General features: G+C 46.5%; 19 protein-coding genes. 6 read left to right on the top strand and 13 right to left on the bottom strand.

Annotated elements, in window-relative coordinates; genetic code table 11:
* Window positions 1-80: 80 nt before the first annotated feature.
* The 4 genes from F3J22_RS16905 to F3J22_RS16890 all read right to left on the bottom strand — a co-directional run bounded on the left by F3J22_RS16905 (window position 81) and on the right by F3J22_RS16890 (window position 2622).
* Window positions 81-560, bottom strand: coding sequence for a DinB family protein (locus F3J22_RS16905; protein ID WP_167019126.1), 480 nt, complete (start codon window positions 558-560; stop codon window positions 81-83).
* 4 nt (window positions 561-564) lie between these two features.
* Window positions 565-1347, bottom strand: coding sequence for an alpha/beta hydrolase (locus F3J22_RS16900; RefSeq protein WP_167019125.1), 783 nt, complete (start codon window positions 1345-1347; stop codon window positions 565-567).
* Window positions 1348-1470: 123 nt separating this feature from the next.
* Window positions 1471-2058: a Crp/Fnr family transcriptional regulator gene (locus F3J22_RS16895; protein WP_167019124.1), complete on the bottom strand. Its 588-nt coding sequence runs from the start codon at window positions 2056-2058 to the stop codon at window positions 1471-1473.
* Window positions 2059-2133: 75 nt separating this feature from the next.
* Window positions 2134-2622, bottom strand: coding sequence for a 2'-5' RNA ligase family protein (locus F3J22_RS16890; protein WP_167019123.1), 489 nt, complete (start codon window positions 2620-2622; stop codon window positions 2134-2136).
* Window positions 2623-2682: 60 nt separating this feature from the next.
* Here F3J22_RS16890 and F3J22_RS16885 point away from each other — a divergent pair, with 60 nt between their 5' ends.
* Both F3J22_RS16885 and F3J22_RS16880 read left to right on the top strand, forming a co-directional pair.
* Window positions 2683-3084 (top strand): hypothetical protein, encoded by a 402-nt coding sequence (locus tag F3J22_RS16885; protein WP_167019122.1) that lies wholly within the window; start codon window positions 2683-2685, stop codon window positions 3082-3084.
* 113 nt (window positions 3085-3197) lie between these two features.
* On the top strand, window positions 3198-3632 hold the full coding sequence (locus tag F3J22_RS16880; RefSeq protein WP_167019121.1) for a VOC family protein: 435 nt from the start codon (window positions 3198-3200) through the stop codon (window positions 3630-3632).
* Window positions 3633-3882: 250 nt separating this feature from the next.
* Here the strand turns inward: F3J22_RS16880 and F3J22_RS16875 are convergent, their stop codons facing one another.
* Window positions 3883-4377, bottom strand: coding sequence for a hypothetical protein (locus F3J22_RS16875; RefSeq protein WP_167019120.1), 495 nt, complete (start codon window positions 4375-4377; stop codon window positions 3883-3885).
* Between the two features lie 170 nt (window positions 4378-4547).
* Between F3J22_RS16875 and F3J22_RS16870 the strand changes: the two genes are divergently transcribed.
* Window positions 4548-5504 (top strand): DUF6268 family outer membrane beta-barrel protein, encoded by a 957-nt coding sequence (locus F3J22_RS16870; protein WP_167019119.1) that lies wholly within the window; start codon window positions 4548-4550, stop codon window positions 5502-5504.
* Between the two features lies 1 nt (window position 5505).
* Here the strand turns inward: F3J22_RS16870 and F3J22_RS16865 are convergent, their stop codons facing one another.
* From F3J22_RS16865 to F3J22_RS16850, 4 genes are read right to left on the bottom strand one after another with little or no spacing between them, the layout of a single operon-like run.
* Window positions 5506-6726 (bottom strand): ABC transporter permease, encoded by a 1221-nt coding sequence (locus F3J22_RS16865; RefSeq protein WP_167019118.1) that lies wholly within the window; start codon window positions 6724-6726, stop codon window positions 5506-5508.
* A gap of 9 nt (window positions 6727-6735) precedes the next feature.
* Window positions 6736-7482, bottom strand: a complete 747-nt coding sequence (locus F3J22_RS16860) for an ABC transporter ATP-binding protein (RefSeq protein ID WP_205195381.1) — start codon at window positions 7480-7482, stop codon at window positions 6736-6738.
* On the bottom strand, window positions 7479-8717 hold the full coding sequence (locus tag F3J22_RS16855) for an efflux RND transporter periplasmic adaptor subunit (RefSeq protein ID WP_167019117.1): 1239 nt from the start codon (window positions 8715-8717) through the stop codon (window positions 7479-7481). Before F3J22_RS16855 ends, F3J22_RS16860 begins: the two co-directional genes overlap by 4 nt.
* Window positions 8718-8729: 12 nt before the next feature.
* Entirely contained in the window at window positions 8730-10124 is a 1395-nt protein-coding gene (locus tag F3J22_RS16850) for a TolC family protein (protein ID WP_240155116.1), read from the bottom strand.
* A gap of 257 nt (window positions 10125-10381) precedes the next feature.
* Between F3J22_RS16850 and F3J22_RS16845 the strand changes: the two genes are divergently transcribed.
* The gene (locus F3J22_RS16845; RefSeq protein ID WP_167019116.1) at window positions 10382-11086 is read left to right on the top strand and encodes a DUF92 domain-containing protein; all 705 of its coding nucleotides are present in this window, start codon (window positions 10382-10384) and stop codon (window positions 11084-11086) included.
* Between the two features lie 48 nt (window positions 11087-11134).
* On the opposite strand, the gene F3J22_RS16840 is transcribed toward F3J22_RS16845, so the two are convergent.
* Window positions 11135-14338 carry a S41 family peptidase gene (locus F3J22_RS16840; protein ID WP_167019115.1) on the bottom strand — a complete coding sequence of 1068 codons (3204 nt, stop codon included), beginning with the start codon at window positions 14336-14338 and terminating at the stop codon, window positions 11135-11137.
* Between the two features lie 209 nt (window positions 14339-14547).
* Window positions 14548-17772, bottom strand: a complete 3225-nt coding sequence (locus F3J22_RS16835; RefSeq protein ID WP_167019114.1) for a S41 family peptidase — start codon at window positions 17770-17772, stop codon at window positions 14548-14550.
* 310 nt (window positions 17773-18082) lie between these two features.
* Here F3J22_RS16835 and F3J22_RS16830 point away from each other — a divergent pair, with 310 nt between their 5' ends.
* The gene (locus F3J22_RS16830; protein WP_167019113.1) at window positions 18083-19858 is read left to right on the top strand and encodes a response regulator; all 1776 of its coding nucleotides are present in this window, start codon (window positions 18083-18085) and stop codon (window positions 19856-19858) included.
* A 22-nt stretch (window positions 19859-19880) separates the two neighbouring features.
* On the opposite strand, the gene pth2 is transcribed toward F3J22_RS16830, so the two are convergent.
* Complete coding sequence (pth2, locus tag F3J22_RS16825; RefSeq protein ID WP_167019112.1) at window positions 19881-20276, bottom strand: aminoacyl-tRNA hydrolase; 396 nt, start codon at window positions 20274-20276, stop codon at window positions 19881-19883.
* Window positions 20277-20445: 169 nt separating this feature from the next.
* On the opposite strand from pth2, the gene F3J22_RS16820 reads away from it, so the two are divergent.
* Window positions 20446-21324 (top strand): hypothetical protein, encoded by an 879-nt coding sequence (locus tag F3J22_RS16820; protein ID WP_167019111.1) that lies wholly within the window; start codon window positions 20446-20448, stop codon window positions 21322-21324.
* An 86-nt stretch (window positions 21325-21410) separates the two neighbouring features.
* Here the strand turns inward: F3J22_RS16820 and F3J22_RS16815 are convergent, their stop codons facing one another.
* Window positions 21411-22733, bottom strand: coding sequence for a DUF5077 domain-containing protein (locus tag F3J22_RS16815; RefSeq protein WP_205195379.1), 1323 nt, complete (start codon window positions 22731-22733; stop codon window positions 21411-21413).
* Window positions 22734-22827 lie beyond the last annotated feature (94 nt).

Raw genomic sequence — 22827 nt, 5'->3', positions numbered from 1 at the left:
CTTCGGCCGGCCCCTTAAACCCAACAGTCGTAGGTGATTAATGACTTTATTCGGGTCGCTGATCATTCAACCCAACAGTATTACCTGTTTACCAATACAACCTGTCCCAAATGGTACGACATATGGTTAAGCCGCGACAATAGTACGTTATACCGGTTTCGGTTCGGTTCCTTCTCAAATTCTTCCTGCGTTACCATGGTATGTTTTTGCAGCCATTCATCGGGTGGTAAGGCCCTGAACAGCTGACTGGCAGTAGTGGTAATATCTTTCCAATAAGCGCGCAGGTCTTTAGCTTCCGGTATTTCATCGATGGCTTCATCGGGATTGCTGATAAAGAATTCATCCAGCTGTGCGTATTTTCTTTCTGCGAGTCCCAGCAGGGCCAGCATCATGTCATTGACAGCAATCATATGCCCCAGTATATAGATGACGCGGTTTCTGTTGGGGGCTACCTGCAATTCGAGTTCTTCGTCACTGAAGCTGTCGAAGGCAGCGGTGAGGCGCTTTACCTGGCTATCCCAGGCATTGAGTGTAAGGTCCAGGAAGGTGGTGTTTTCCATAATTTTATTTTGACCGGATCCAGTTCAGAATGAATGCAGCATCTTCCTCCCAGGTGGGCTGGCCAATCATAAAATGATTGCGGCCGGGAAGCTGGCTGAATTCAGTCAGATATCCGTTTTGTTTATATTTTTTAAAATTTTTGTATGCCACGGAAGCAGGGATCGTTTGATCATTATCTCCGGCAAGCAGCAACAGTGGTACATGTGGTTTACTGAAATCTACCCGGGCAGCACTGCCTGCGCAATCGCGCAACAGCCGCCGGGAGGCAGGTATCACATATTGTTCATAGCTGTTTCGTTGCTGCTCTTCCGGCATGCCATTCGTAAAACCCTGCTGCCATTCATTGTAACTCATCCGATAGGGATTACTGGCGGAAGTATAATATCCCAGTTTTCTGAAGTTAGATTTTAGAAATGCGTAGTTGAGTGAATACAAACCGGGTGGGGGCAGGCTGTTGATGGTAATACCGGCAGCTCCGGCATTACATTGCAATAACAGCTGTGTGATCAGTCCGCCGGCGCCATGCCCGAGCAATACCGGTAATTCCGGTTGTGCGGTGGCGATATCGGCGTAATACTGTACCAGGTCCTTCAGCCTTATGGAAGCGGGCAACGGGTCGGGGAAGTTTTGCCTCAGCACCGGAGCGGGCTCCTGTTGTTGAGGCCATGGGGGTACCAATACTTTATATCCTTTGCTTTCGAAAAATGCCTTCCAGCTATTCCAGGCAGCTGCGGAGATAAACGCGCCATGAATCAGCAGGATATGCCGGGTATTCAATTCTCGCATACCGATATCCTTGTTGTTTGGAGAACAATTGATTTAACAATACGAAGATCTTCCAAACAACAGCGTTCTCAAATGATATACCGCAAGAAAGAGAATTGACAAATATCAAGCCACGACAGGCGGTCAGTCGCCGCGTAGAAAAGCCTGTTTCCTGATACGGCTGAGTGTTTCAGGGGATATACCCAGGTAAGAGGCGATCATGTTCTGCGGAAAGCGCTGTACAAATGCCGGCTGATGTTGCAGCATGAGCAGGTACCTTTCTTCTGCGGTAAGGGTAATGGCAGCATGAATCCGTTTCTGTGCAGCAATAGAATGCCGTTTATCCATTTCTGCAGTAAGGATACGCATGGCAGGAATGGCGTTGCGTAAAGTCCACCAATCGTCGTAGCCGATTTGCAGCACTTCGGTATCTTCCCAGGCATCGATATTATACTTCGATATGGAGCCCAGTTCAAAACTTTCTCTGTCAGACATCCACCAGTTTTCTATACCAAACTGAACAATATGCTCCACTCCTTTCTCATCAACAGAATACTGGCGCATCGCTCCTTTGGTAATCAGCGATAAATGTCTGCATACATCTCCTTCCTGGAGGAGATATTGTTTTCTTCTAAACCTGCGCAGCACAAAGGCTTCAGCCAACATATTCCGCTCATTTTCTTCCAGCGGATGATTGGTGTAATGACGCAGGTACTGATAAAATCTATCCATACGTGGCAGTCAACAAAGGGTTATGGTATATCAACAAGCTCACCATATATACGAAAAATCTGGCTGTACGGTGTTTCACCCCTGAAAGGGGTATTCTGACAGGGCTTTCCAGGGGCCTTTGAGATAACGCCAGGTTTGTAACCCGGTGGTTTTCACGAAAAAAGGCTGGAATGACGCCATCAGGGAAGCCTGCAGCTGTGTTGCCTTGAAAGTGGTCACTTTATTCTGAATGGTAATATGCGGGTGCAGCGGCTGCTGGTCCTGGCGGATGAGATAAGGCGCCAGCCGGGCCTGTAGTCCGGTATGCCACTGGGTTAACGCCTCATCCTGCAAACTAAAAGCCACGCCGGGGCCGAAGCTGAAGATATGCGTTACTTCCAGTGTAAAAGGCGCTACTCTGGCAGCATCAGCCAGGATGGTCATTACTTCCGGATGGTCTTCCGGCAGCTTGTAAAACAGTGTGATATGTGCCTGCAGATAATTGAACCGCTTAGGATAATGCGCATCGCGCAGGGCATTAAAATATTGCTGATCGCCCCCACTTAATTGTAATGTAACTATCATATCTGGCTGCAATTTAAAGTTAATGCCGGGTTCTTTATATTTGCAATAACAGCTTTTGTAATGATAGAGGAGACGGATATACGAACTGGCAACCTGGTGGCCTATTTTGACCGCAACATGCAGGAAACGGTGTTTCCTGTAGAAGGGGTATGGCAGGGCTATATCTATAACAGTGGCCTGCCGCTCAGTAAAATTCCCTGTCAGAAAGCCAACCCCATCCCACTGGATATCTCCTGGCTGGAAAATTTCGGCTTTATCCAGGGTGATCCTGCACATGGCGAAGATCCATGCGTATATTCCCTGAAATACAACCGGCTGCATAGTGTTCATATTTCCTGCAAAGACGGCAACTTTCAACCCGTAGCGGAAAGTCCTGCCGGACTGGTGCCCTACGGCAGATCACTGGCACACGTACATCAGTTGCAAAACCTTTTCCACGCACTCACCCGGGAAGATCTGTAGTGTCGGATTTTCCCCTCAATTTGTCGAAATAACACAGCATACTCGTTTGTGTAGGGTCGTATTTTTGTGTCGATATTAAAGATGTAATTATCCACCAATAAAAATAAATTTTTATGGCAAGTGTAAATCCTTATCTGAACTTCAACGGCAACTGCGAAGAAGCATTCAACCTCTACAAATCCGTTTTCGGCGGAGAGTTTTATATGCTGTCCCGCTTCAGTGAAATGCCCGCTGAATTCCCAAGCGACCCTTCCGAGAAAGACAAAATCATGCACGTATCTTTACCCTTTAAAGGCGGTACCGTTTTAATGGGCAGTGATGCTCCTAAAGCCTACCAACGCCCGATTGAGGCCTCTAACCTCAATGTAGCCGTACATGTCGACTCTGAAGATGAAGCCAACAAGGTTTTCAACGGATTATCCGCAGGTGGCACCGTTACCATGCCAATGGCCAAAACCTTCTGGAACGCTTACTTTGGAATGCTCACAGATAAATTCGGTGTTAACTGGATGGTTAGCTACGACTACGCACCACACAAACCACAATAATTGCAGGCGCCTGCGGCGCTTTTTTTGCTCGCAAAGCAGCATAAGCAGCAAAGCAGCAGAGGAATATGTTTTGTTGTCTAACAAACTATAAAGAACATCTTTTTTTGTTATTAACAAAATGCAGGTCTTATGCTGCTTTGCTGCTTATGCTGCTTTGCGAGATAGCCCGCCGCAGGCGGAATCTAAACTAAAAAAGTCTGCACCAATTACTGATGCAGACTTTTTTATTGGTTCAATCTCGACCAGACTGCTAGTGCGCCGGTAAAGAATCTGTGTTCATTTTGAGTTCACCAATGAAAGGGATAGAGTTCAGGATAGACATCTTTATGGCATTTTGCAGGTACAGTTCAAACTGCATGAACTTCGCTGCATTTTTACCACCCATTATTTTGGAAAATTTTTTGAAATAACGTTCATGAAATTTAACATAAGCCATATCATTCGAGAATAATCGTTTAGCCAGCGACGTGGCAGATTCATCATCCAGCGTTTCATACATACGGCTATAATCCTGCAGAATAGAGAGGCGCTCCCTGCTCAGGCTCTGACGATCGCCTTCATACTGGTCATACAACGCCCAGAAAGGATCATTAGGTTTGGTATCAAAGCCCATGAATTTACTCACCAGGTCTCTTTTCTCTTTACCAAAAACTTTCTGGATAACCGCTAAATCATTATCATTCGATTGCGCATATACGAAACTGCTGAAGCACACAAATACCAGGATTAATGCGGTTTTCATCATAAAAAAGGGGTGTTTGTAGGTCTGTTTGATAGCTTAATAACAATACGAGTTACTGAAATGTTAATACAGGATTGTATTTTTTAATTTTCTATATATCATATTTTTTTTCAGAGAGAGATAGGGGTAGCAGGTAGATATCGTGTCGATACCTAAACTATATATCAAAAGTCATGCATACCTGCAACAATTTTAGATCCATCCGTCGCGGCATTCCATTTCTCTTTTTTATTACACTGGCCGGTAAAGGCTATGCCCAGCTGGGGCCCGCCTCATTGAATGGCCCGGGCATCGCGGTCAGTGCAGATTACCTGCCATCTTCCCATTATATCCGGCCGGAAGACAGCGTAAAAACGGCTTCCACCACCAGCCAGCGTCGTTATAATTTCGGTGCAGGCTTCAACATATTCAATCACCTCGATACCGCCACCAGGAAAGTTAACAGCCTGTCTGTACGCATGGCGGCCAGCTATACACAGCTGGAAAACAAAGATTACGAGGACCAGATATTTCCTAAAGAACTGCTGAATGCAACAATCGCATTTCAATATTACCATACTATGCGTAACCGCTGGGCTATGATGGGCATCGCAGGCGTCTCCCTGGGTACGGACCTCGAAGATATCAACGGGCAAGATATCTTTGTGCAGGGAGGCGTGCTGTTCATCAAAACAAAAAACCCGCATTTCTCCTATGGTTTCGGTGCCGTGCTTACCAATACATTCGGTACCCCCATGGTGTTACCGGGCTTTTATATCGGCTGGAACTCCGGAAATAAATTCCGTGTTGATATCCAGTTTCCCGAAAAGGCTAGCGTCTCCACAGCACTTAACAAATACACAGACCTGGCCCTGGCATTACGTATGACCGGCGCCACGTATGACCTCTCCCATTTCAAAAACAACAAACGACTGATGGGCTCCATGCAGATGACCACCGGGCTGGAAAACACCTGGCATCTGGGCAAACACCTGGACGCTGTGGTTGCCGGTGGCGTGATGCTCATCAACAGCGCTACCTTTTCTGAAAAGAAGCTGTCAGAAATGTTTAAGGAAAAACCTCAATACAGGCTTGGCACCAACTACTATCTCAGTACTGGTTTAAGATGGAATTTTATTCCCAGAAAATAAGTTATTCGTAGCGCAACGCCTCGATAGGATCCAGGCGGGAAGCCTTCAGGGCAGGGTAATAGCCGAAGAAAACGCCGGTGAGCGCACACACCATAAAAGAGAGTACAATACTACTCTGCGATACTAATGTTGGCCATCCTAACGTCAGTGAAATAATGGTGCTGGCACTGACGCCAAGTATCACCCCAATGATACCGCCGGTGACACTTATAAGAATGGCTTCTACCAGGAACTGAAGAAGGATATCGCGCCCCCTGGCGCCTATAGACATACGCAGGCCTATTTCTCGGGTACGCTCTGTAACAGATACGTACATGATATTCATGATACCAATACCACCGATAATCAGTGATATACCGGCAATGGCGGTCAACAATATCGTCAGCAGACTACTGGTGGAACTGAGCGTTTTGATCAGTTCCGCCATTGTTCTTACCTGAAAATTATTTTCATCACCCGGGCGAAGCCGGTGTGTTTCCCGGAGGATGGTGGTAATCTGATCAACAGCAGCATCAGACTGGTCTTCGCTGACAGCAGAGGCAAAAATATTCTGCAGATAGGTAGTAGCCAGTACGCGCTTCATGATCGTGGTATAGGGCGCCACGATGATATCGTCCTGGTCTTGCCCGAACGAACTTTGTCCTTTAGGCACCAGTGTTCCGATCACCTGCAGGGGGATTTTATTAAAGCGGATAATTTTGCCGATAGGGCTTTCACCGCTGGGAAACAGGTTATCGATTACTGTTTGTCCGATGATACATACCTTGGCTGCTGAAGCTACATCCGATTCCGAGAAGAGGATACCATCTTTCAGTGTCAGTTTTCGTATATCGAAGTAGTCTGTATTACCTCCCTGCAGCGTTGTTGGCCAGTTGAGGGCACCAGAAATGGCCTGTCCTTTTGAGCTGGATACAGGAGAAACAGCTGTCAGTAAGGTGGCCTGTTTCTGCAATGCCCGCACATCAGCAATGGTGAGCGTTTGCACGGTCGAAGCGTCTAAACGTGCACCACCGGCTACATTGCTGGCAGGCATAATGGTCACCATGTTGGAACCCATGTTGCCAAGCTGCGTCTGTATACTCTCCTTAGACCCCTGTCCTATTGCCACCATGGCAATTACAGCGGCCACCCCGATGATAATACCCAGCATGGTCAGGAAGGCCCTGAGTTTATTACGCTGAAGGGCCAGCAATGCCAGTCGTATGAGATTGAATACACTCATGTTCCGGAATTAATAATCGTCCGATACCGGTAGCGCTGCCAGCGCTTCTTTTGCGGAACGAATGTTATCATTAATAGTATCTTTCTGCACTTTACCGTCTCTCAGCATCACGGTGCGACTACTGAATGCGGCAATATCAGGTTCATGTGTTACGAATATGATCGTTTTACCTTCCTTGTTGAGGTCCTGCATCAGTGACATGATCTCGTAGGAGGTGCGGGTATCCAGGTTACCGGTGGCCTCATCGGCGAGGATCATCACCGGATCATTCACCAGCGCCCGGGCAATGGCCACACGTTGCTGCTGACCACCGGAAAGCTGATTGGGCTTATGGTCCAGGCGATCTGCCAGTTTAACTGCCTCCAGTGCTTTGATGGCTTTTTCGCGGCGTTCGTGTGCCGAAATTTCCTTGTTATAAAATAGCGGCAGTTCTACATTTTCCAGCGCAGAAGTTCTTGCCAGCAGGTTATACGACTGGAAAACAAATCCTATCTTCAGATTTCTTACTCTTGCCAGCTCATTCTTTCCCATATTACCTACGCTCATACCATCCAGCAGATAGTTACCAGAGGTAGGTTTGTCCAGGCAACCCAGGATATTCAGCAAGGTACTTTTACCACTGCCGCTACTTCCCATGATGGTAACAAATTCGCCTGCACTCACTGAAAAGTGAACCCCTTTCAGCGCATGCACGACCTCCGTTCCCATCCTGAATTCCCGACGGATATTGTCTATTTCAAGAATTTTCTTGCTCATCGCTTACGTCCCATTTTTGGCAGGAATGGACTACTGGTGCCCTGAGCCGTAGGAGCCGCCCCGCTACTGCCGTTATCCTGACCGGTAATAACCATATCATCGGGCGACAGGCCATGCAATACTTCCAGATGTGTATTGTCGTTCAGGCCTGTCCGTATACGTTTCTGCTGGAGGGTATCTCCCCGTAACACCCATACATAGTTGACTTCTCCGTCTCTCTTTGATGTGATGTTGGTCACCACATTAGTATCCTTTGGAGTAGCCTTCTCGTGTTTGCTTACCGCAGAAATGAGTACATATTTACTGCCAAGAACAGTGGAGTCCGGGCGATATTTCAACGCACGTACGGGTATGAGCAGCGCACTGTCCCTTTCGGCGGTATATATCGTTACGTTGGCCGTCATGCCGGGCTTGAGTTTCATCTGATCATTCGTGGCATTGATGATAGTGGTGTAGGTCACCACATTCGATGAAACGGTGGGCTGCAGGCGGATTTCCTGTACATGCCCTGCAAACACATCATCCAGGTAGGCATCAACGGTAAAGGATACACGCTGACTGTCTTTCACGTTTCCGATATCTGCTTCATCCACACTGGCCTGCACCTGCATTTTAGTAATATCTCTGGCGATCACAAAGAGTGTTGGTGTACTGAAAGAAGCCGCTACTGTTTGTCCGACGCTCACATTCCTGTTCAGCACAACGCCATCGATCGGTGAATAGATGTTACTGAACTCCAGGTTTTTCTCTGCCGATGCCAGCTGGGCGGCATTGCTTGCCACGCTTGCTTTTGCGTTGTTGAGCAGGTAGGTAGAATTATCGTAATCCGCCCTGCTGATGGCGCCGGTTTTATATAACTGTTCCTGACGGCCGTAGTTTGCCTGCTGGAATACCAGCTGACTTTTTGCACTGGCCAGCATACCTTTATATTGATCCACTGCAGCCTGAAACAAAGACTGGTCCAGCTGTCCGAGTAGCTGTCCTTTTTTCACGGCGGAGTTAAAGTCGGCATACAGGTATTTAAGCGTACCTGATACCTGTGTACCTACAGCTACCGTATCCACCGGCTGAATAGTGCCGGTAGCAGTAACGGTAGTGGCTATATGACCATAGGCTGGTGCTTCCGTGGTAAAGGTAACCGTGGCGCCTTTTTTACGGATAAAGAAGAACCAGATCAGCAGCAGGGCTGCTACCACCACCACAATAGATATTATCAGCCGTTTATACTTTCCCATAGCTAAAAGCATTTATAGTTTTACCGGGACGCCCCTGTAAAAATCATAGATTCGGATAGTGAGTGCAGCATTATATTTCGCCTGTATATAAGCCTGTAAGGCTTGTATATAGAGGTTTTTCTGCTGCAGGTACTGTACAATATTGGCAGCACCGATCTTCAGTGTTTCATTGGCGATACGATAACTTTCCTGGTTATACTTATACTGTTCGACCGCCGCATCATACTGGCTCTGTGCATTTAAAACGTTTATATATGCCTGTTCTACTGTTTGCGAGAGGTTGACTTTGGTATTCTGCAAACTGAGATCAGACTGATCTACTTCTATCTTTGCCTTTTCCACATTGGTCTTATTGACCTTTCTTGTAAAGATGGGTACGGAGAGTGTTAGTCCGATTTGCTGATAGAAGTTATTGTCCAGCTGTTTCAGGTACGCATTATTGAGGCCTGTGGCATAGTTGCTGGCGAGTGCGCCACCAGCGGTCAGTACTGGAAGATAACCGGTTTTTGCCTTTGCCAGGTCCAGCTTAGCCACATCTACGCCGACATTACCGGCTTTTATTTCCGGGCGGGTATCAAAAGCCTGTTGTTGTGCCTCCTGCACGGGAGTGAGCATTCCGGCCCCAATCAGGGTATCAGGAGAGATAATATCGAAAGGCTTGCCGGTGGGCAGCTGTAGTATTTGCTTGAGTGTCAGGAGATTCTGCCGGCGTGTATTCTCTGCCGTTACCAGCAGGTATTTATCATTTGCCAGCTGGGCCTGCAGCTGCACGAGGCCTACCAGGGCCAGGCTCCCTACATCGTATTGTTGCTGTGCCTGTTTTACCTGGGCTTCCGAAGTGGTCACTACATCTTTTACGTAAACTATATTTTCTTTCGCCAGCAAGATGCTTAAATAGGCTTGTGTGATCAGCAGGGTGATATCGTTCATCTGTGCAGTCACATTCAGGTCAGCAACCTGTAATAACAGGTTTTTCTGCTGGATATCTTTATTGAGAAAACCACCGTTGTATAAAGTCACATTGGAGTTGATACTGTAATTTCCGGAGGCAGACAGTACATAGGATTCATTGACATTTTTGCCACCGGTAAAATTTTGTCCGACCGTAGCATTGAGGTTAGGCAGTTTTGCCGCCCTGGAAAGAATGAGGTCCTGCTCACTGCTTAGTTTCGTCAGCCGGAGGCTATTCAGATTAATATTGTACCTGGCCGCATAATTGAGGCAATCCTGGAGGCTCCACACAACGGAGGTAACAGAATCCTCCGGTGGTGGCACCGGCGTTTGTGCCTTTACGTTAGTTGCATGCAGGCATAGCAGCAGACATAGCAGCGGTCCTGGCAAGGCAGGTAGCAGGAGTTGTTTTAACCGATAAGACAGCGACATAATCCAATCTGTATTATAGTCCATTAATTCCGGGAGTATTATTGATATATCATTCAGCTGCCAAACTTCGGGCCGTGAACTGCTATTTGTTAATCATTACTGCGATGTCTAACACTAAATAACAATACTTAACATTAAGTAACAGGGCAGCTATATCCGGATGGCAATTCTATCTCACTAAATAAAAGTTATAACAATAGAACAGGACAATGGTTCGGTATATCCCTGACCGGGAGACATTAATTTTTTTGTCTATTTTTGACGCTTATATGCCGTAAAATATGCTTCGTATCATTGTGATCATCCTTGTGATATTTGCCGCTGTAGCTGCAGTAATGAAGAAAAAGCTGACTATAGGCGGAGGTATTGCCGGTTTTTTGGTAGCAACTTCCATTTATGTGGGTACGGGGTATCTGGGGCTGCTTCTGCTGGCAGTTTTCTTTCTTTCGGCGGTATGGGCAACTAAGCACAAGCAATCGTACAAGGAAGCGCTTAAAGGTATCCCTGCACATAGCCAACAGCGTGACGCCTGGCAGGTGCTGGCCAATGGCGGTGTGGCTGCTTTTGTTGCCGGCATTCTCCTATTTGAATTATCCATTAAAGAACTGGAAATAATAGTTGCAGCCAGTCTGGCCGCAGCTACCGCAGACACTTTAAGTTCAGAACTGGGTACCGTTTATGGCAAAAGATTTTATAACATACTCAGTTTCAAAAGAGACCAACGCGGACTGGATGGCGTGGTAAGCCTGGAAGGCACCCTGATAGGTGCAGCAGGGGCAGCCATGATCGCTTTAATATATGCCTGTTTCCATCCTCGTTTACGCGATCCCGTTATTATATTTATTGGGGGTATCCTGGGCAATTATTTCGACTCCCTGCTAGGGGCAGCCTTTGAGCGAAAAGGCTGGATCAAAAACGATATGGTTAATTTCCTCACCACCGGAATCGCGGCTGTCATAGCATTTATCCTGATATCATTTCTATAAGTGGCTGGTTGCTACTACTTAGCGACCAGCCACTCGTATATTTCAAGCCTATTTGATTGCTGCTAACATCTCCTTAACTGCTGCTTCCAGCTGCGCATCTTTACCCACAAGAAATTCTTCAAAAGGCAATGGTACACGTATATCCGGTTCTACCTGCAAGTTCTCAATAGGCCTGTTTTCCTTACCTATAATGCCTATAGCCGGAACACCGAAGATCAGCGTAGGGTCTATCTGCGGTTCCCACCATACAGCCGTCCCCGTACCTGCTACCGGCATACCGATCAGTTTACCCAGCTGCCTTTGTTTATATACATATGGAAACACCGCAGCATCACTGTAATTCGCTTCGCTCATCAGCACACAGGAAACGCCCTGCCATACTCCCATTGGCTCACCACCACTCAAACGATTACCCTGTGGCGCAAACTCCAGGTATTTCTTGCCACTGAGGAAGGAGCATAGTTCATCGTGCAACATACCGCCAGTGTTGAAACGGGTATCTACGATCAGCGCCTTTCTATCTTTATATTTCCCCAATGCCTTTTCGTAAACGGTGCGGAAACCAGCGTCAGTCATGTTTCTAATATGTACATAGCCCACCTTACCATCACTTAGCTGATCTACCATCTTTGTCATCCTGGCCACCCAGCGTTTATATAGCAGGGCAGACTCCTGTTTTGCAGTGATAGGTTTAACGGTTTCTTCCCAACGTTGTTTGCTGGCAGGATCATAAATACCTAGCAGCACCTGGCGGCCCGCTTTCTGGTTAAGAAAGGCCGACCAGTCGTCTTTTGCAGTAATCGCATGACCATCAATTTTTTCAATAATATTCCCTGGTTTTAGTTTAGCGGAAGATTTACCCAGCGGGCCACCGGCAATTACCTCATCCACCTTCAGGCCGTCGCCGGCATTGGTTTCATCATAAAGCAGGCCCAGACAGCCAGTTACGTCTCCATTCGGAATTTCGGGGCTATACTGCGCACCTGTATGGGAAGCATTCAGTTCACCCAACAGCTCACTCAACAGCTCTTCGAAATCATAGTTATTGCTGATATAAGGCAGAAAGCTGGCATAATTATCACCATACATTTTCCAGTCTACCCCATGAAGGGCAGGATCATAGAATTTATCTTTCACCAGCTTCCATGCATGCCAGTAAATAAATTCACGCTCTTTAGCGAGATCCAGCGCCATTTCTGTTTTGTCGCTGACAGGTGTTACTGTACCGGAAGCAACATCTATACTCACCACACTACCGCCATTGCTCAGAAATATGGCGTTGCCATCGTTGCTCAGACTGAGTTTACCTTCCGTACTTCCCAGTTTAGCCAGGATTTTGGTTTCACCGGTTCGTGGTATGGTCACCCAGAGATCGTAACCTTTTTCAAAAGCAGCGGTATAGTAAATTTTGCTGAGATCCTTATTTACGACATAATCACTGATAGAAGCGCTGTTGACCGTAAGTTTTACCTGGCGATTTTCCAGGTCGGTAAAATCAGGTATGACAGACTTTTTAGCTATGTCAACATCTTTAGCCGGTTTAATATCACCGCTGTCTTTCAGCAGACTGAATTCATTTTTGGTGAGCTTAAATTTATCGTAAGCTTCCTGATCAAAGAATACGGCGAAGATGTCCTGCTCATGGTCTGTATCTTTATCCAGTGATTTACGGCCTTCGCGGCTGCTTGTCCAGGTCATTACCTTGCCATCATCAGACCATTTTGAATGGTGTTCACCGAAACCGCTGTTGATGGGATAGAAAGCAGTGGCTTTCCCATCGGCGGGGATGATGGCAGCATTGCAGCCATCATAGTAATTTTTCTGATCATCCGTAACGATCCATTTGCTGTCGGGGCTCCAGGCATAGCTCCAGTCGCCATCTTCATAGGAATGGTTATGCCCTTCCGGGAGAATTGTCCACGATTTACCGCTGGCAATATTGAATACCTTCAGGATATTGCGGTTTTCGATATACGCAATTTCTTTACCATCCGGAGAGAAAGCGGGTTGAAATTCTTCCGCATCGGTAGCGATGATAGGCTCTTCTTTGAGCAGTGTGGCGTTAAAGAAGTAAGGCTCTTCACTACGAACTACTGTAGACTGATAGATATCCCAGTTACCGTTTCGTTCAGCGGCATAAATCAGTTTTTTACCATCCGGCGACCAGGCCACCGACCTTTCCTGTTGCGGCGTATTGGTAATGCGTTTGGTCATGTTACCCGTAGTACCTGAAACATACACCTCTCCTCTTGCAACGAAGGCCATCTGTTTACCATCCGGGCTGATGGCAAATTCTGTGATGTTGCCGCTAACAGGTATATTTTTCACTACCGCTTCGCGGCCATCGTTCATTACCTGCACCTTTACCAGCTGCGGTTGCTCACCTTCTTTCAGCGTATATATATCACCGTTATAAGTAAAACAAAAGATATTCTTGTCGGATTTTGACAGTCCGCGTACCGGATGATTCGTGAAGCTGGTGAGTTGCTTCATGTTGCTTTTATCTGTGAGCGTGCCTTTGAAGAGGTTCTGAGAGATCCCACCGTTTTCGCTGAGGTAGTAGATATCATCGTTTGCACCGAATAACGGCTCTTTGTCTTCCCCAATATAACCAGATACCTGCTGATAGGAGCCTTTGGCTACATCCATTACCCATATATCGCGGGTGATAGATGATACGTGGTGTTTGCGCATGGGGTCTTCAAAGCCTTTTCTGTCCTGGAAGATGATCCTGCTGCCGTTCTGGTTATAATGAGCCGCATCGGCACTTGCAGCGCTGACTAATACAGGTTTTCCCCCTGTTACCGGCACGGTATACATATTACGGAAAAAGCGGAAAGGGAACCGGATGCTGGCTGCCGGAGCGTTCCGGATGCTACCGAAAAGCACCTGCTTATTATCCGGTGAAAAATCATAAGGATAATCAGCGGCACTGTTAGTGGTGAGTCTTGCCGGTGTGCCGCCCGTTGCGGGCATTACGAACACATCAAAATTACCATAGCGGTCGCTGGCAAAGGCGATAGATTTACCATCATGGCTCCATATGGGCATCATATCATGTGCCTCATGGATGGTAAGCGGAACAGCTACTCCACCTTTAGTATCCACACGGTAGATATCACCTTTGTAACCAAATAAGATAGTTTTACCATCCGGGGAGATTGCGGGATTCCTAAGCCAGCGGGCATTCTCCTGGGCATAGGTTGTGGTGGCCAGTAACAAGGCAGCGCACCCGAGAACGATTCTCTTCATAAGCGGAAAAAAAATTGGGTTTTACCCTATACATCCGGTACAGGGAACAGGGCCGAAAATTATATAATTATTTAGATTCCTATGGGGGGCCATTGCGACAAAAAACAAGGGAAAACATCCTCTCTCTTTCTAACTAATTAAAAAAACAAAACAGGGGCTGCGCTCTACTGAGTAGAAGGCAGCCCCTGTTATAATTCAAGCTTAGGTGCTTATTTGATTTCTTCCAGCATTTCCTTCACTGCAGCTTCCAGCTGGGCATCTTTACCCGCGAGGAATTCTTCGTAAGCCAGTGGAACACGGATATCCGGTTCTACCTGTAAGTTTTCCGTAGGACGGTTTTCCTTACCGATAGTAGCTATCATCGGAATACCGAATATCAGCGACGGATCTATCTGTGTTTCCCACCATACAGCCGTACCAGTACCCGCAACGGGCATACCGATCAGTTTACCCAGGTGCCCCTGTTTATATACATAAGGGAAGATAAAGGCATCACTGTAATTACTTTCGCTCATCAGCACACAGCTAACACCCTGCCATACACCCACTGGCTCACCACCATTCAGGCGGTTGCCCTGTGGTGCAAACTCCAGGTATTTCTTGCCGCTGAGGAAGCTGTACAGATCATCATGCAGCCAGCCGCCACCATTGAAACGGGTATCTACGATCAGTGCTTTCTTACCTTGATTTTTACCATTCACCTCATCGTAAACAGAACGATAGCTGGCGTCGTTCATGCCTTGTACATGCACATAGCCCACTTTACCACCACTCAGTTTATCAACCATCTTCGACATCATGTTTACCCAACGTTTGTACATCAGGCCAGACTCCTCACCTACGGTGATAGGCTTAACGGTTTCGTCCCAACGTTGTTTGGTAGCAGGATCATAAATGCTCAACAGCACATAGCTGCCGGCTTTACGGTTCAGCAGTGCAGACCAGTCTGCACTGGCTGTGATAGCCAGGCCATCGATTTTCTCAATGATATTACCTTTTTTCAGTTTGCTGGAAGATTTATCCAGCGGACCACCGGCAATTATCTCATCCACTTTCAGACCGTCGCCATTGCTGGTTTCATCGTAGAGCAGGCCAAGACTGGCAGTAATATCACCATTAGGAATCATCGCCCCATAACGGCCACCAGTATGGGAAGCATTCAGTTCACCCAGCAGCTCGCCCAGCAATTCCTCAAAATCATAGTTATTGCTAATATACGGGAGGAAACGGGCGTAGTTATCGCCATACATTTTCCAGTCAACGCCGTGGAGTTTAGGATCATAGAATTTCTCTTTCACCTGTTTCCATGCGTGCCAGTAGATGTATTCGCGTTCTTTAGCCAGGTCCAGCGCCATTTCTGTGTTGTTGCTGATCGGCGTAACCTTGCCGGAAGCTGCATCCACTTTCACCACACTACCGCGATTACTCACAAAAATAGTATTGCCGTCTTTGCTCAGGCTTAAACTACCAGGAGAGCCACCCAGTTTTGCCAGGATTTTGGTTTCACCGGTTCTTGGTTCAGTAACCCAGAGATCGTATCCCTTTTCAAAAGCAGCCGTATAGAATACTTTGCTGAGATCTTTATTCACTGCATAGTCGCTGATAGAAGAGCTATTGATCGTGAGTTTCACCCGACGATTATCCAGGTTGTTGAAATCAGGCGTGAATGGCTTTTTAGCAGCTGCGCTGTCTTTAGACTTATTTGCAGAGTCTTTAGCCGGTTTGGCCTCGCTGCCATCTTTGAGCAGACTGAACTCGTCTTTGGACAGTTTAAATTTATCGTATGCTTCCTGGTCGAAGAATACCGCGAAGATATCTACCTCACGGCTACCTTGTTTGGCAAGAGACTTACGGCCTTCGCGGGCGCTGGCCCAGGTCATTACTTTACCATCGGCAGACCATCTTGCATCACCTTCACCGAAGCCACTGTTGACCGGATAGAAGGCGCTGCCTTTTCCGTCAGCAGGAATGATGGCAGCATTGGAAGCACCGAAGTAATTTTTCTCGTCATCGACAACCAGCCATTTGCTGTCCGGACTCCAGGCGAAAGACCAGTCACCATCAGCATAGGAATGGTTATGTCCTTCGGGCAGGATAGTCCTGGATTTACCGCTGGCGATATTGAAAACCTTCAGGATATTACGGTCTTCCACGTAGGCAATTTCTTTACCATCAGGAGAGAACACTGGTTCAAATTCTTCTGCGGAAGTAGCGATCACTGGTTCTTCCTTCAGCAGGGTTGCATTGAAGAAATACGGCTCTTCACTGCGTACAACCGTAGTCTGGTAGATATCCCAGTTACCGTTACGTTCTGCGGCATAGATCAGCTTTTTACCATCCGGCGACCAGGCAATCATTCTTTCCTGCTGCGGTGTATTGGTAATACGTTTGGTCATGTTACCGTCTGTGCTGGAAACATACACCTCACCTCTGGCTACAAAAGCCATCTGTTTACCATCGGGGCTGATGGCAAATTCGGTGGTATTGCCGGCAACAGGCATATTTTTCACGACACCTTCACGGCCATCGTTCATTACCTGTACGCCTACTTTGCGAGGTTTTTCGCCTTCTTTCAGCGTATATATTTCACCGTTATAGGTAAAGCAGAAAGTATTGTTATCAGATTTAGACAGTCCACGTACGGGATTATCTTTGAAGCTGGTCAGCTGCGTCATTTTGCTTTTATCTTTCAGGGAGCCTTTGAAGAGGTTCTGAGAGATACCGCCGTTTTCGCTGAGGTAGTAGATGTCATCGTTGGCGCCGAATACAGGATCTCTGTCTTCCCCAACATAACCCGATACCTGCTGATAGGTACCTTTGGCCACGTCCATCACCCATATATCGCGGGTTACAGCGGAAACGTGGTGTTTACGCATTGGATCTTCGTAGCCTTTACGGTCCTGGAAGATGATTTTGCTGCCATTCTGGTTGTAGTGGGCAACATCCGCACCTGCGGCACTGAGCAGTACAGGTCTTCCACCTGTTACCGGCACGGTGTACATATTGCGGAAGATGCGGTTCGGGAAGCGTACGCTGGCTGCCGGTGCATTTCTTGCGCTACCGAAAAGCACCTGCTTATTATCCGGCGTGAAATCGTACGGATAATCCGCGGCGCTGTTGGTGGTAAGGCGTACTGGCGTACCACCTGTTGCCGGCATAACGAAAACGTCGAAGTTACCGTAACGGTCGCTGGCGAAGGCAATGGATTTACCATCGTGGCTCCAGACAGGCATCATGTCATGTGCTTCGTGGATGGTGAGTGGCACTGCTACACCACCTTTGGCGTCTACGCGGTAGATATCGCCTTTATACCCGAAAACAATGGCATTACCATCCGGGGAGATAGCGGGGTTCCTAAGCCAGAGGGCATTTTCCTGGGCATAGGTACTGGTGGCAAGCAAAAAGGCGGCACACCCGAGTATTAATCTCTTCATAAGCGGTAAAAATTGGTTTTTATATCCTATACTGGCATTTGGGTACAGGGAACAGACCGGTAAAATACTTAATTGAACGAGCTTATTCAAGTGTTAATTTGACAAACGGTCATCCCCACCCATCACCGGAACTGCGGCCCTTAACAACTTAACGGCATAGCGTATTTTAACCGTCAATGCCAGGTATGTAGAAAAAATAGCAATAAACTATCAGACTTATTAACATTTGATATATAAAAACACATTATAATTGAATTATATTGGGTTATTATATCAATGTAGCCATGAAACATCCACAATCCGGAAACACATGCGTCTGTATCAAAATCTAAAAACGCTTTTCCACCACATAGCAACTGCAGGGGTTGAAGATGTAAACGGGCAGGAAGGAAGGCTCACCAGGTATATTAACATCCTGGCATGCTGGACGGCCATGCTCGTATTTATACTTGGGGGTGTGTTTTATTATCTTGTTAATAGTCTGTATATCCTCATACCCTTAGTGCTGGAAGGCATCGGTATGCTGACAGTTATTGGATTCAATAAGGCTGGCAGGAAAGACCTGGCAAACAGCGGCATGTTTGCACTTCATTATATTTCAGCCGCTTACTGGACCACCTTACTGGGAAATGCTATTCCCGTTGAAGTGGTGGGCGCCTTTCTGATTGTTTTTCTTATCTGTGGCTTCTTCCTGATATATACAGATAAGCGCCTGCGCGCATTTTCTATTATGGCTGTTGTTGCATTGCTGGTCATGATCCATGCAAACGATTACTTTCAGATCATCCACCCTATACCCATTGCCCCATCCAGTGCATTAATCATGCGTATATGCACCACCGCCGGGATGCTGTTTTTCATCATTTTTGTGATGTTTGTATTTGTAAAGGAAATAGATAGCTTACTTGGCCAGCTACGTCTCAGCAATAAGGCCAATGCAGCCTTTTTAAGAGAAACATTCCATGAGATCCGTACCCCGCTTAACAGCCTGTTCGGTGCCGCCCAGCTTTTGGACATGATCCATAAAAAACATAGCGAAGATCCATATATGCAGGAAATTTCGCCGGAGATAAAAAATGTGCTGGCATCCAGTCTGCTGGCAAAAGAAATTATCGACAACGTACTGGATTTTAAAAGAATAGAAGCAGGTAAATTTTATGAAATCAAGAAAGAAAAAGCGAATCTCCGCGAGAGTATAACATCCTGTATCCAGATGAATCAATATGTGGCCAACCTGCGAAAACTAAAGATATCGCTTGACTTTCAACTGGAAACTACAGAAGCCTGCTATGATGATATTGTGTTTAAGAAAATTCTGAACAATCTGTTATCCAATGCCGTGAAGTTCTCCAGCGCAGATAGTGAAATATTGATTACGGCACATCACCAGGATACTCATGCCGCATTCTGTGTACGTAATCAGGGAATATTAAGTCAGGATAAGATCAGTACGATTTTTATGCCTTTCGAGTCGGAAAGAAATACCTTCCTGGAAGGCACTGGCATTGGTCTTCATCTTACCAAAAAACTAATTGAACGCCTGGATGGAAAAATCAGTGTTACCTGCGATGGCATGTACACAACTTTTGCATTTACCATGCCGCTGGAAAACAATCCACTCTTTAGAGAGCAACCATTGCCACCATCTGCGTCCGCTACAACAGAAATCAATGAACTCGAATTTGAAGGGCTGAAGGTATTGATTGTAGATGATAATCAGATGAACCAGCAGATTATTGAGAAGTTCGTCTGCAAAACCGGTGCTGTGGCCGTTATTACCGATAACGGACAAGAAGGCCTGGATGCGGCCATCGCGCAAAAACCTGATCTTATCATTTCCGATTCCCATATGCCGGTAATGGATGGCAGGGAGATGTTAAACAGAATCCGGCAGATACCCGGATATGAAGATATACCTGTAATTATTGTTTCGGGTGATGCATTCAGTAGCGGAACAACCAATGATCACGAGGAAATGCTGAAGGCCGGCGTCCTCGCCTATCTTAAAAAGCCGCTATCCTTCAGGGAATTACATACCGTCATGCAAACACATCTTCCTAAAAAAATTTATAGTAGCCAGGATTGATTCGATAACGTTTTCGGCTATACTATAATAGTTTCAGGTCTTTGGTAATCCTGTCTATATCTTCATTTCTGTTGGGGCCGATAGCACAACAGGTTTTAGTAGGGATGCCACCAAATTCCGTCAGCCCGGAATCAGTGATCAGCGTGGCTACCAGCCCGTCGTCGACGGCTTGCTGATAGATACGGTCCAGTTCTTCTTCTGAGTCGACGCTCAGACAAATTTTCTTAAATCCTTCTGTCATCCACTCCAATACCTCTTCGGGGTTACGCAGGTGTGTCTGTAAAACGTTGCCTTCAATGGTGGCCTGCCGTGTCAGGAAAGCGATACTGGCATGGGCTCCCTGCGCGATCATTTTTCCTTTTCTCATGTTGAGATCCTTCCTCATCACTATTACCTGCTTGATATGCTTTGATGCCATAGCTATTGTTGGTTTATTACGAAATTAGGGAATATTCTTCAAGGCAAAGCTACCTACACATTATTATAACGAACTGAATCTTAACACCATAAGATAGCAATTTTTTTTAGAATTATCAAGATACATCACCCGTCAGATAGTCGTATCTTTATTACGTTTAATATATGCTATGAAAAATTACTTCAGACCCTGTTTGGCGCTGTTGATTGTATTGATCTGGCATTGCAGCTGCAAACAGATCATCACCAAAAACGACGGCCCACTGGATGTTGCAAAAATGATTTACGCACATCAGCCCTCTCCTGATATACATCGCCATCTTACAGGAGACTTTGCCACAAAAGATACGCTTGTTCCCGGCGCAAAAGATTTCCCCGGAGCTACCTTTAAATGGAAGTTATTAAATGAACTGCATGATAGTCTGGCGCTGGTGAATATGACCGTTCTGCTGCCTGATGGCAAAACTACCGACTATTACCTGACCATGCGCAAGGATACTGTCTGGAAACTGGCAGCGATCAACTCTCTTGCCATGACAGGTATGCTACAGGCCGAACTGGAAGAGCTGGAACAAATGCCGCAAGGTTACCTTGACACACTTATCGATGCCGCACAAAAAGACAAGGCCGGTAATGCGCTGAAGATGCTGACTTCCATGGATGACTATCATTTCCTGATTGGAAATATCAAATTGGTATTGCAGCCAGATGATAGTATCGTGCAGCACTTCCTGGATAACAAACAGGCATTCAATCAGCTAAAAGATAGTGCCCTGGCAGAAATGCAGCGCAAGCCATCCGACAGCAAATCAGAAAAGCCACTCCTTAAAAATATGGAACCGGCCTATAAAAAACTGCTGATAGAAAGCGTTTCAACAGACACAGAAGACAACGGCAAAAACATCGATTTTACCATTGGAGGCATCATTGATAACTGGGTAGGTTTTCTGTATGTAAAAGATAAAAAAGATCTGCCGGATATTTATGGTGGCAACCTGATCATGCTAAGGGATATAGGTGATGGCTGGTATCTTTATAAAACCACCTGACATTCAATAACAAAGAAAAAGGCAGTGTCTACTGAGTAGGCACTGCCTTATTTATTTCAAGCGCATTTCTGTAGTTACGAATAAGGTTATGGCAGGGTATTGAGATTAACGTTAGGAGCAACACCGCTGGCCGTACGTGTGAACGTTTGGTTATAATTCACATAATTGGAAAAGAAGCCGCCATTTTTCAGGTAGAAACGTCCTGTAGCAGCATCCACACCACCGGCATAATCGCGGCGCTGATCTGCGGTGGCAGTAGCATCCGCAGTAAACCAGGCGCTGGTAAGCTCATACCAGGTACCTGCGGTTGATCTTACCCATGCATTACTATACTGGCCGCTTCGTCCCAGGTAACCATTGGTATCATTGAAGTTTTCCAGGAAAGAATATAACCCGCCGAGATAAGTAGTGGTATTAGGTTGTTTCCAGGTGGCGATAAAGCGCCAGCTGCCTGATTCCGGCGTATAGATCCAGGAAGAGAAATCTGTTCCGCCGGCGCCATCGGGCAGCACATGCGTGAGGAATTTGTAAGTAGTGCCAGCCTGCCAGTTGAATACCAGGTAGCTTTGTCCGCCGGTACCTTCTCCACCGAAGGTATTATCTGCCACATCGGTGCCTTTACGCACCAGTGAAGTGGTGCCTACGCTGGGATCCCAAATGGAAAAGAGTATTCTTCTTTCAGTAGCGCTGTTTACCTGCATGCCGAAATAACCACCATTAAAACCGTTAGACATAAAATAAGACCCGATCTTATCCTGACCTGCAGGAACGGTTACCTCGTTGTAAAACCATTCAGCAGTAGTACCGGAAGGGATGGTATAATTAAGATGTACGGAAGGACCACGCCTGGACCAGTAGTAGTTAGATGCATCGTTTGCATACACGACATTGCTAGCCGTAGCAGTGCCGCTTATAACGATGTGGGAAACATCCCCGAAATAGCCGCCGGATTTGCTGACACCCTGGAGATCCACCTGCACGTAGCCAGGCGTCGTAATATTTACGGAGCCGATGCTATAGTCCGTATAGCCGGTGCCGGTAATTGTTTTGTTAAAAGAAGTTCCGTTCACTGTTACTTTGATAACGCTGGTTCCGGAGGGCACTTTTGCACGTACGGTAATATTCAGTGTGCCGGTAAGGCCGACTCTGAAATAAGTACTGGTGATGCTATTGGCGCTGGTCCAGTTACCAAGTCCGTTACTGGTGATCACTTCTGCGCCGCCGGCGGGAAGCGTGGTTACAAAGCCATTTCCTGCAAGGGCTACATCATAGCTGGAGGCTGCTGGTACAGATTCCGGAGAAGCCTGTCTGGCATTAACATCACTAGCCAGATCTTTGGTGCTTTTTGTGCAGGAAAATAATAATACAGATACAAAAAGGGCTGACAGTAGCCTTTGGTAGATTTTCATTGGAGAGAACATTTGGTTTTTGAGAAATGACAGAAATGCTGGAAATACGGGTTATAAATACGTTCACTGTTAAATTCGATCTCTCTGATATCGG

The organism is Chitinophaga sp. Cy-1792, assembly GCF_011752935.1.
In the GTDB taxonomy this organism is placed as follows: domain Bacteria; phylum Bacteroidota; class Bacteroidia; order Chitinophagales; family Chitinophagaceae; genus Chitinophaga.
The sequence above is the reverse complement of the archived record's forward strand: the minus strand, read 5'-3'. Positions and strand labels throughout refer to the sequence as shown.

Bases quoted from the DNA above. Each gene is read 5' to 3' on its own strand.
- F3J22_RS16835 (WP_167019114.1), bottom strand. From the start codon at position 17,772: ATGAAGAGATTAATACTCGGGTGTGCCGCCTTTTTGCTTGCCACCAGT.
- F3J22_RS16820 (WP_167019111.1), top strand. From the start codon at position 20,446: ATGAAAAATTACTTCAGACCCTGTTTGGCGCTGTTGATTGTATTGATC.
- F3J22_RS16855 (WP_167019117.1), bottom strand. From the start codon at position 8,717: ATGGGAAAGTATAAACGGCTGATAATATCTATTGTGGTGGTGGTAGCA.
- pth2 (WP_167019112.1), bottom strand. From the start codon at position 20,276: ATGGCATCAAAGCATATCAAGCAGGTAATAGTGATGAGGAAGGATCTC.
- F3J22_RS16905 (WP_167019126.1), bottom strand. From the start codon at position 560: ATGGAAAACACCACCTTCCTGGACCTTACACTCAATGCCTGGGATAGC.
- F3J22_RS16890 (WP_167019123.1), bottom strand. From the start codon at position 2,622: ATGATAGTTACATTACAATTAAGTGGGGGCGATCAGCAATATTTTAAT.
- F3J22_RS16830 (WP_167019113.1), top strand. From the start codon at position 18,083: ATGCGTCTGTATCAAAATCTAAAAACGCTTTTCCACCACATAGCAACT.
- F3J22_RS16840 (WP_167019115.1), bottom strand. From the start codon at position 14,338: ATGAAGAGAATCGTTCTCGGGTGCGCTGCCTTGTTACTGGCCACCACA.
- F3J22_RS16860 (WP_205195381.1), bottom strand. From the start codon at position 7,482: ATGAGCAAGAAAATTCTTGAAATAGACAATATCCGTCGGGAATTCAGG.
- F3J22_RS16850 (WP_240155116.1), bottom strand. From the start codon at position 10,124: ATGGACTATAATACAGATTGGATTATGTCGCTGTCTTATCGGTTAAAA.
- F3J22_RS16815 (WP_205195379.1), bottom strand. From the start codon at position 22,733: ATGAAAATCTACCAAAGGCTACTGTCAGCCCTTTTTGTATCTGTATTA.
- F3J22_RS16880 (WP_167019121.1), top strand. From the start codon at position 3,198: ATGGCAAGTGTAAATCCTTATCTGAACTTCAACGGCAACTGCGAAGAA.
- F3J22_RS16870 (WP_167019119.1), top strand. From the start codon at position 4,548: ATGCATACCTGCAACAATTTTAGATCCATCCGTCGCGGCATTCCATTT.
- F3J22_RS16885 (WP_167019122.1), top strand. From the start codon at position 2,683: ATGATAGAGGAGACGGATATACGAACTGGCAACCTGGTGGCCTATTTT.
- F3J22_RS16875 (WP_167019120.1), bottom strand. From the start codon at position 4,377: ATGATGAAAACCGCATTAATCCTGGTATTTGTGTGCTTCAGCAGTTTC.
- F3J22_RS16865 (WP_167019118.1), bottom strand. From the start codon at position 6,726: ATGAGTGTATTCAATCTCATACGACTGGCATTGCTGGCCCTTCAGCGT.
- F3J22_RS16845 (WP_167019116.1), top strand. From the start codon at position 10,382: ATGCTTCGTATCATTGTGATCATCCTTGTGATATTTGCCGCTGTAGCT.
- F3J22_RS16895 (WP_167019124.1), bottom strand. From the start codon at position 2,058: ATGGATAGATTTTATCAGTACCTGCGTCATTACACCAATCATCCGCTG.
- F3J22_RS16900 (WP_167019125.1), bottom strand. From the start codon at position 1,347: ATGCGAGAATTGAATACCCGGCATATCCTGCTGATTCATGGCGCGTTT.